Origin of the sequence: Pseudomonas sp. TNT3, from assembly GCF_010095445.2 — a bacterium.
In the GTDB taxonomy this organism is placed as follows: Bacteria; Pseudomonadota; Gammaproteobacteria; order Pseudomonadales; family Pseudomonadaceae; genus Aquipseudomonas.
The window spans coordinates 24,004-31,201 of sequence record NZ_WFGV02000064.1; the positions used below are offsets into that span (position 1 = coordinate 24,004).

Here is a 7,198-nt window from a genome sequence, read left to right on the forward strand (position 1 = left end):
GGGGATTTGGCTGAACCTCGTGATCGGCAATTAACTCTTAACTGAAATGACTGCCCGGAGAGCGATCATGACCCTGCACCGCGCCGCCCGTTTCGCCGATGTGCCTGAACACCACGGCCTGGAGGTCCACATCGGAGAGGCAAAAATTGTTTTGCTGCGGTTCGGCGATCAAATCCGCGCCTATCAGGGTGAATGCCCTCACGCTGGCGCACCGCTGGCAGAAGGCGCGGTGTGCAACGGGCGGTTGATTTGCCCGTGGCATAAAGCGGCGTATCGGATCGAAGACGGTGCCCTGTGTGAACCGCCCTCGCTCGACAGCCTGAAACGCTATCCGGTGGAAGTGCGCGACGACGAAGTCTGGGTGGATGATCGGGCACTGCCGGACGCCCATACTCCGCCTGCGGACGATGATCGGACATTTGTGATCATTGGCGCGGGGGCCGCAGGCACGGCGGGCGCTGCAGCGTTGAGGGAAAAGGGTTTCGGCGGTCGAATCCTGTTGATCGATCGAGAAACCGACGCGGGTTACGACCGTACGGTACTGAGCAAATTCGTGATCGGCGGAGAGATGCCACCGGAAGAAATCCCACCGCTGCGCGATGAACAGTTTTACCGCGAACAACGCATCGAACGAATCACCGGTGAAGTCGCCCGCCTTGATGCCCCGAGCAAATCCCTCCAACTCAAGGACGGCCAGTCCCTGACGTACGACGCTGCATTGCTCGCCACCGGCGGCACACCCAACCCGCTCAAGCTGCCCGGCGCCGATTTGCCACAGGTCTTTTTGCTGCGCTCCAAACAGCACGCGCAGGAGATCCTGAAAACGGCAACACCAGGCCAGAAAGCCGTGATCATCGGCGACAGTTTCATTGCCCTGGAGTCTGCGGGGGCGCTGCGTCAATACGGCATGGACGTGACCGTGCTCGCCCGACATGCCGTGCCCTTCGCCGCGCAATTCGGCGACACCGTCGGCAAGGCTATCCGTGCCCGGCACGAAGCGAACGGCGTGCGCTTTCAGACCGAAGGCGAAGCCACGCACATCGAAGGCAGTGCAAAAGTTGAAGCCGTGCATCTGGACACCGGTCAGCGGTTGCCCGCAGATCTGGTGCTGGTGGGGATTGGTGTCACACCCGCTACTGAAGTGTTCAGTGATTTGCCAAAGGAAAAAGATCAGTCGCTTACAGTCGACGGCGGCATGCGCGTAGCGGAAGGACTCTGGGCGGTCGGCGACATCGCCACCTTCCCGCTCAACGGCCAGCCACAGCGAATCGAGCACTGGCGTCTGGCCCAGCAACACGCGCGCATCGCCGCGGCGAACATGCTGGGTGGCGACGAGCATTACCTCGACGTGCCGTATTTCTGGACCTGGCATTTCGGCAAAAACTACGACTACCTCGGGCATGCCGAGTCGTGGGATGAAGTCGAGTTCAAAGGCGATCCGAACCATCCGCCGTTTATCGGGCTGTTTGGCAAGAACGGCGTGGTGGCGGCAGCGGTGGCGTGCGATGAAGAGCGGGCGATGGCGATGCTTGCCGAGCGGATGAAGCAGCCGTTGTCGGTGGATGAGGCGTGGCGGTTGATTCGGGATGTTGGGTGAACACTTCGCCCTATTCGATCTACTTTTGTGGCCGCGCCTGGATCGGGGCGCGGCCAATGCGACATAAACACATTCAATCTATTGAAAAGGGCGACTTCTTGTCGCCCTTTTCAAGGGTAAGTCTTGATGGTTCTCAACGAGCGCTTGCGCAAGTTTCGTGCAATTAACTACGGCGGATTTTTGTTCTTTCCCATTTCACGGACATCACGCCTTTCTTGTTCATGTATCCAACCGGTTGGTAGTCGCTTTGAAACATTTTCATCCGGGTGGGCTCGAGAGCCACACCTCGAGCCTGCACAGCAAGACGTACTTCTGAGTGTATTCCTGCGCCGGGTCGTGGAATTAGTACGGAGTTTGCCAGCTGTTCATCAGGCACATTCTGAATCGTGCCAGCCCATTCTCTGGTAGCCACCTGAGGATGCTGCCACGGTAACTCACTGAGAGTGGTGTCCGGTACTAATTGAGCTTTATTTGGATTGCGTCCACGAACAGAGGCTGAGGGGCCAATGGTGGAGACAGGACCCTGAGTAATACTTCCGGGTGGGGAGCGCGAAGGTAATGGGGGGGTGGCCGAGACACTTGAATAGGATTTTATAGTTGCGTAACCAGAGGAAGAACTTCCTTGGGAAATGGTTGGTCCGACATCGGCATAAAGAGAAGAGGTTGAGGCTGCTTTGTGAGCGACATGCGATGACTTTCTGAAACCGAGCGTTCTTCCGATAAATTTCAGCATTCCAAAGATACCTGCATGCCCTGTCGGATCCAGTCGGTTCACCGAATCCCCGTCGCAATACGCATACGCATTCAACCCACCTTCGCCAAACGGACTCCAGCTGTCCGGACTGTTAAACCGCATCAACACCGGGCTGAATGCCCGATAGCCATTACCCAACAAATAACACCCGGTCACCGGGTCCGGGCGTTCGCCGTTGAAGCCGAGCAGGCTGAGTAAGCCGCTTTCGGATGGGCGGTGACCATAAGCTGTATAGGCGAGAGGATTTGGCTGGGTTGCGTTCAACACGTTCAACACCGAGCGCTGTTGGTCGGTGGCGAGTAGTCGGGTTGTTGCTTCGGCGCCGGTCTGGCGATGTTGTTGCGCCAGCAGTTGATCGTCGTGCTGCATGATCGAGCGCTGCACCACGCCTTGAACCTCAGTGGCGAGGCGGTTTTTTTGGTAAAAGCGCTGGATGCTCACTTGCTCTGTAACAGGCAACGCGGAATCGGCGAGGCGATCCAGTGGGTCGTAGTAGTAGCGGCAGAGCAGGGTTTCGCGATTGGATGGCATGGGGCGGGCTCCCTGAATGGTGCGTCGGTTCAGGGTTTTACTGTGGTGCATTTCGCGGGTGTTGGGTACTAGCAGAACTGCTAGGGTCACAGTGCCGCAAATCGAGTGTGCGAGCCTGATTGCAATGGTCTGTTTTCATCGCGATCAGGCTCGCTCCTGGAGCTGTCGAGTGAAACGAGGCTGCGATTTTTTGTCTTTCAAGATCAAAAGATCGCAGCCTGCGGCAGCTCCTACAGGGGAGGATGTTTCTGCTGAAGGTGTGGGAAATTTCCCGGGCTGGTGTGCTGCAATCAGGTTTTTGTGATTTGTGTGGGCTGTTCTGGCCCCATCGCGAGCAGGCTCGCTCCTACAGTTTGACCGTGTTTGTTGGGGTTTTCTGTCTGGCTGGGATATGGCTTTGGGCTTGCTGAATTTCGTTTTAGATGGCCCTGTTTAATCGCCGTCAGCTTCACTTCTTGAAAGCTACATCGCCTTGCGTGGATGCCTACAGGTACGCCAGAATCCGCCGGCTTGTGCGCCTTGGGGCGGGTCGGTAACTTCAGCCGGGTCACTGATTCGCAGTGATCGGGTTTAGTAGCCCGTGGTATTTGAAGGGTGCACAGGCGTCTGTCTTGTAGGTATTTCCATACCTGAACTTGATGGTGGCTGTGCGTAGGGCGTCCTTGGGCGCGCCGGCTTTCTTCATTTCCCCGGTCTACTAACCTGCGTACAGCCGCCACCCCTTGTATTAGTAGCGAGGTATGGCAGCCCAATCAGGAAATGAAAATCATGGTCAAACCGACACCCAATCCACCAGGCTCCAGCCCGGTAGAGCCCTCCCGCGATCCCGATTCAAATCCCTGCCATTCAGCACCCGAGCGCACCCCCTCGTTCGCCGACATCAAAGCCACCCCACGCAAACTCTGCACCCTCTTCACCGTCAACCCCGAGGCCGATACCGAAACCCTGCTGGCTTATGCCTGCGAGTCACTCGCGTCGGCCAATGTGATGGCCACTGATCTGGCGGATCATCTGGAAGGGACGTCGCGTAATGCGCTGTTGGGCATTGCGCAGGTGATCATGCTGAGCGAGCTGACAGTCAATCGGGCGCTGGATCGGTTCGAACCGTCGGCGATCAAGTAAAAAACTGGCGCAAAACCCGGACAGCAAAACGCCCGGCGTCTGCAGTGTGCAGAGGCCGGGCGTTTTTTGGGGGCTGCAGGTTTACTGAACTTCGACTTCGCCAGGACCGCCCACTTTACTCATCAGGAAGCCGATGAATTCTTCCACGGTCATTTTCTGGCCGTTGAATTCGACCTGATTATTGGCGTAGTGCAATTTGCTGACGATGTTGTTGCCGTCCAGCTTCGCAAACTGCGAACCGACCGCCATGCTGCTGAACATGTCGGCAGTGGCAGTGGCTTGATCGGCAATGAGCTTGGCGTCGGTCTGACCGTCGATTTGCGACTGCACGGTGAACAGGTCAACGAGCATCGGCTTGGAGACCTGAACATTGACGTCCAGCAGGGCAATCAGTTGGCGGGTCAGCTGATCTGCCGGCAAGTCCATGGATTGCGGCTTGGTCAGGTCGAGCACCAGGTTGGCGCGGCTTTCGCCGTTGGCGGTGTTGAGCGACAGGTTTTCCAGCGCCACCTGCGGGCCGGCAGCCAGCAGTTTTTCCAGACCGGTTTTGACCTGTGCTTCTTCAGCCGGGGTCAGGACCAGTTCCGGCGCGGGTTCACCGGCGGCGGCAGCTTCAGCGGCGGCTTTCTCGTACGGTTGCAGTTTGCTCTGGTAGATCTGCATCAACGACATCGTTGCCGGAACATCGAGGTTCTTCAGGCTCATGGCCATCTGCGCAGAGCCGATGGTCTTGCCGTTCAAGGACACTTCGCCCACCTTGTAATCGGCACGCCCCGAAGCGCTGGTGCCCGATTCTTCGGTCTTGTTCTTCATCTCGAATTTCTTCACGCCCAGGATCGACTGCTTGGCGCCGAAAGTGGTCTTGCTGTCGGTCAGTTCGACCGTGTTTTCGCCGGTGTAGTAACCGTACGTGCTCTTGGTCAGGTTGCTGGCGAAGGTCAGGCCGTTCATCTCGACTTTCACCGGGGTCTGATCCTCAGCCACTGTGCTCAGGGTCAGGCTGTCCATGTACCCGTCGGCCTTGACCTTTTGCGCCTGCGCGCTGGCAGCGACATCCATGTTCAGACCGGAAAATTTCAGGTGGGACTTGTCGTCCAGCGCCACGTCCAGCGGCAGCAAATTCAGCGTGCCGTTGGTGGCCTTGTCATAGCCGATGTTGACCACGCCGGTGAGCGGGGATTTGTCCTTGGCCGCCGCGAACCACTTCTCGGTGAGCGGCGTCTTTTCCAATTCGTAATGACTGGTGGCCATGACCGGCAGCCACTTCAGAGACACGAGTCGCGAGAACGGCAGCGGACCGTGTTCGATACGATCTACGAACAGCAATTCAACCGGCGCCTCACCGAACATCTCGCCTTCGCCCTTGAGGCGATAGTGGGCGGTGCTGCTGAAGACATTGCGTTCCAGCGAAACCAGCTCCAGCGAGGCAGTGCCGTTGGAACCGACCAGCGCCGCTTGCAGTTCTTTGTTGGCATCAGCGATCGAGCTGTTCAGCACACCTTCCAGTTTGGTTCCGGTGTACCAGGCACCGCCGGCGCTGATTGCACCGATGGCCACGACAATTCCAAGAAGCACGCCTGCTGATTTATTCATGAATTACCCAATGTCCGTGATTTGAAGGTGTGGCCGTCTTCCCTGAACCCGTGCCGGGCTATGGATACGACTGCGCTGAAAGTGGGATGGAGATTAGCACCGGCCACGCCGGGCGACCCAATGATTAAAGGTGAAAGAGTGTCTATGGGACCGTGCGAGGGGAGTGAGAGTTTCGGCACACATGAAATCGCCATCGCGGCAGGAGCAAAGCTTGCTCTCGCTGGCGATTTTCAATCACTTTGATGGTGAAGGTGTATTCGCAATCGCGAGCAAGCTTAGCTCCTACAGGGACCTGGGGCCTGACTCAGGAATACTGGACCTCTATCTCATCCAGCTGATGATCAAAGCTTTTCAGCCGCGCGGTCCACGTATAGACCAGCACCTCAAAATCCCGATTGATCACCGCCCCGCCCGTCACGTCCGCGCGCGGGTCGCAGAAGTCCAGTTGATAGCGTTCGCGAGCCATGGCGGTGGCGACGTCGGAGAGTTCACGGGCATTGTTGAGCCAGTGCCGCCCTTCGTCAGCGACTTGCCTGTCCAGTGCCAGGCATTGCTTCTTCAAGGCTTCGAGGCTTTTTTCCAGCGGCGTGCCAGTGAGTTCGCCCATGACTTCCTGAAACGTGCGCCCCGGTTGCCAGTAGCTGCCCCAGAAATAACGGTCGAACACCGTTTCGACCCGCCGCAACGCCACCTTGGTGTCCCAGATGAGCACCAGGGTTTTGCCTTGTTCGAGGTGTCTTTTCTTGATTCGGGTGCCCTGAACCGAAGCCCAGGCGACGACCACAATGGCCAACACCGCAATCAGCGCCGACGCGCTGTCGAGGAACACCAGAGCTTTGTCGATCTGGTGGGCCAGCATGATGCCGTAGAAATAAGTGGCCGACAGCAGGACCAGCGCGGCAATAGCGCACCAGAAGCCGGGAGCATAAGGGTTTTTCATTATTTTTAATCCCCATGACCAACGCGAGCCTTGATCAGTGGACTGGCGTGGCTCGTGGCGCGTCAGCCCAACAATCAAAGCATAGCAACGGCCTCAGGGTTTGCTGGCGTTCGAGCCTTGCGTTCGTCCGCTTTCCCAACCGCCACCCAATGCGAGGAACAAATCGATCTGGCTCATGGCGACTTGAGTGTTGGCGGCAGCCAGTTGTGCCCGCACATCGGTGTAGGTCCGGGTGGCCTGAAGGTCCGCCAGGAATGACGCGCGGCCAGCCTGGAAGAAGCGGTGGGTCTGGTCTGCCGCCTGTTGCGCGGATTGCTCGGCATCGGCGAGGGCATCGCGTCGTTGCAGCAATGCCGAATACTGGGCCAGACCGGTCTGGGTCTCGCGGATGGCGTTGAGCACCACGCCATCGAAATGCGCCAGCGAGCCTTGGGTTGTCGCTTCGGCCTCACGAATGCGCGCCCGTGAGCCGTTGGACGGCACGGTCCAGGTCAGCAATGGACCGAAACCCCAGCGATTGGTGGCCGGCTTGCCAAGGTTTTCCAGAATGCCGACGGTACCGACGGACGCGCCGATGCTGATGTCCGGGTACAACTCGCCGGTGGCAATGCCGATACCGGCGGTCGCGGCGGCGAGTCGGCGTTCGGCCTGGCGTACATCG

6 protein-coding genes are annotated in these 7,198 nt (G+C 58.3%); 2 read left to right on the forward strand and 4 right to left on the reverse strand.

Going from position 1 to position 7,198, the window contains the following annotated elements:
• Positions 1–67 precede the first annotated feature (67 nt).
• A complete protein-coding gene (locus GBC55_RS26030) occupies positions 68–1,597 on the forward strand; it encodes an FAD-dependent oxidoreductase (protein ID WP_162440358.1) in 1,530 nt (509 codons plus the stop codon).
• A gap of 163 nt (positions 1,598–1,760) precedes the next feature.
• Here the strand turns inward: GBC55_RS26030 and GBC55_RS26035 are convergent, their stop codons facing one another.
• Entirely contained in the window at positions 1,761–2,882 is a 1,122-nt protein-coding gene (locus tag GBC55_RS26035; protein WP_162440359.1) for an RHS repeat-associated core domain-containing protein, read from the reverse strand.
• A gap of 768 nt (positions 2,883–3,650) precedes the next feature.
• Between GBC55_RS26035 and GBC55_RS26040 the strand changes: the two genes are divergently transcribed.
• Positions 3,651–4,004 (forward strand): DUF6124 family protein, encoded by a 354-nt coding sequence (locus GBC55_RS26040; protein WP_162440360.1) that lies wholly within the window; start codon positions 3,651–3,653, stop codon positions 4,002–4,004.
• 81 nt (positions 4,005–4,085) lie between these two features.
• On the opposite strand, the gene GBC55_RS26045 is transcribed toward GBC55_RS26040, so the two are convergent.
• From GBC55_RS26045 to GBC55_RS26055, 3 genes are all read right to left on the reverse strand, one after another.
• Entirely contained in the window at positions 4,086–5,597 is a 1,512-nt protein-coding gene (locus GBC55_RS26045) for a YdgA family protein (RefSeq protein WP_162440361.1), read from the reverse strand.
• A 304-nt stretch (positions 5,598–5,901) separates the two neighbouring features.
• On the reverse strand, positions 5,902–6,537 hold the full coding sequence (locus GBC55_RS26050; protein WP_162440362.1) for an NADH:ubiquinone oxidoreductase subunit N: 636 nt from the start codon (positions 6,535–6,537) through the stop codon (positions 5,902–5,904).
• Between the two features lie 93 nt (positions 6,538–6,630).
• Positions 6,631–7,198: TolC family protein (locus GBC55_RS26055; RefSeq protein ID WP_247267009.1), on the reverse strand; the 568-nt coding region annotated here is incomplete at its 5' end.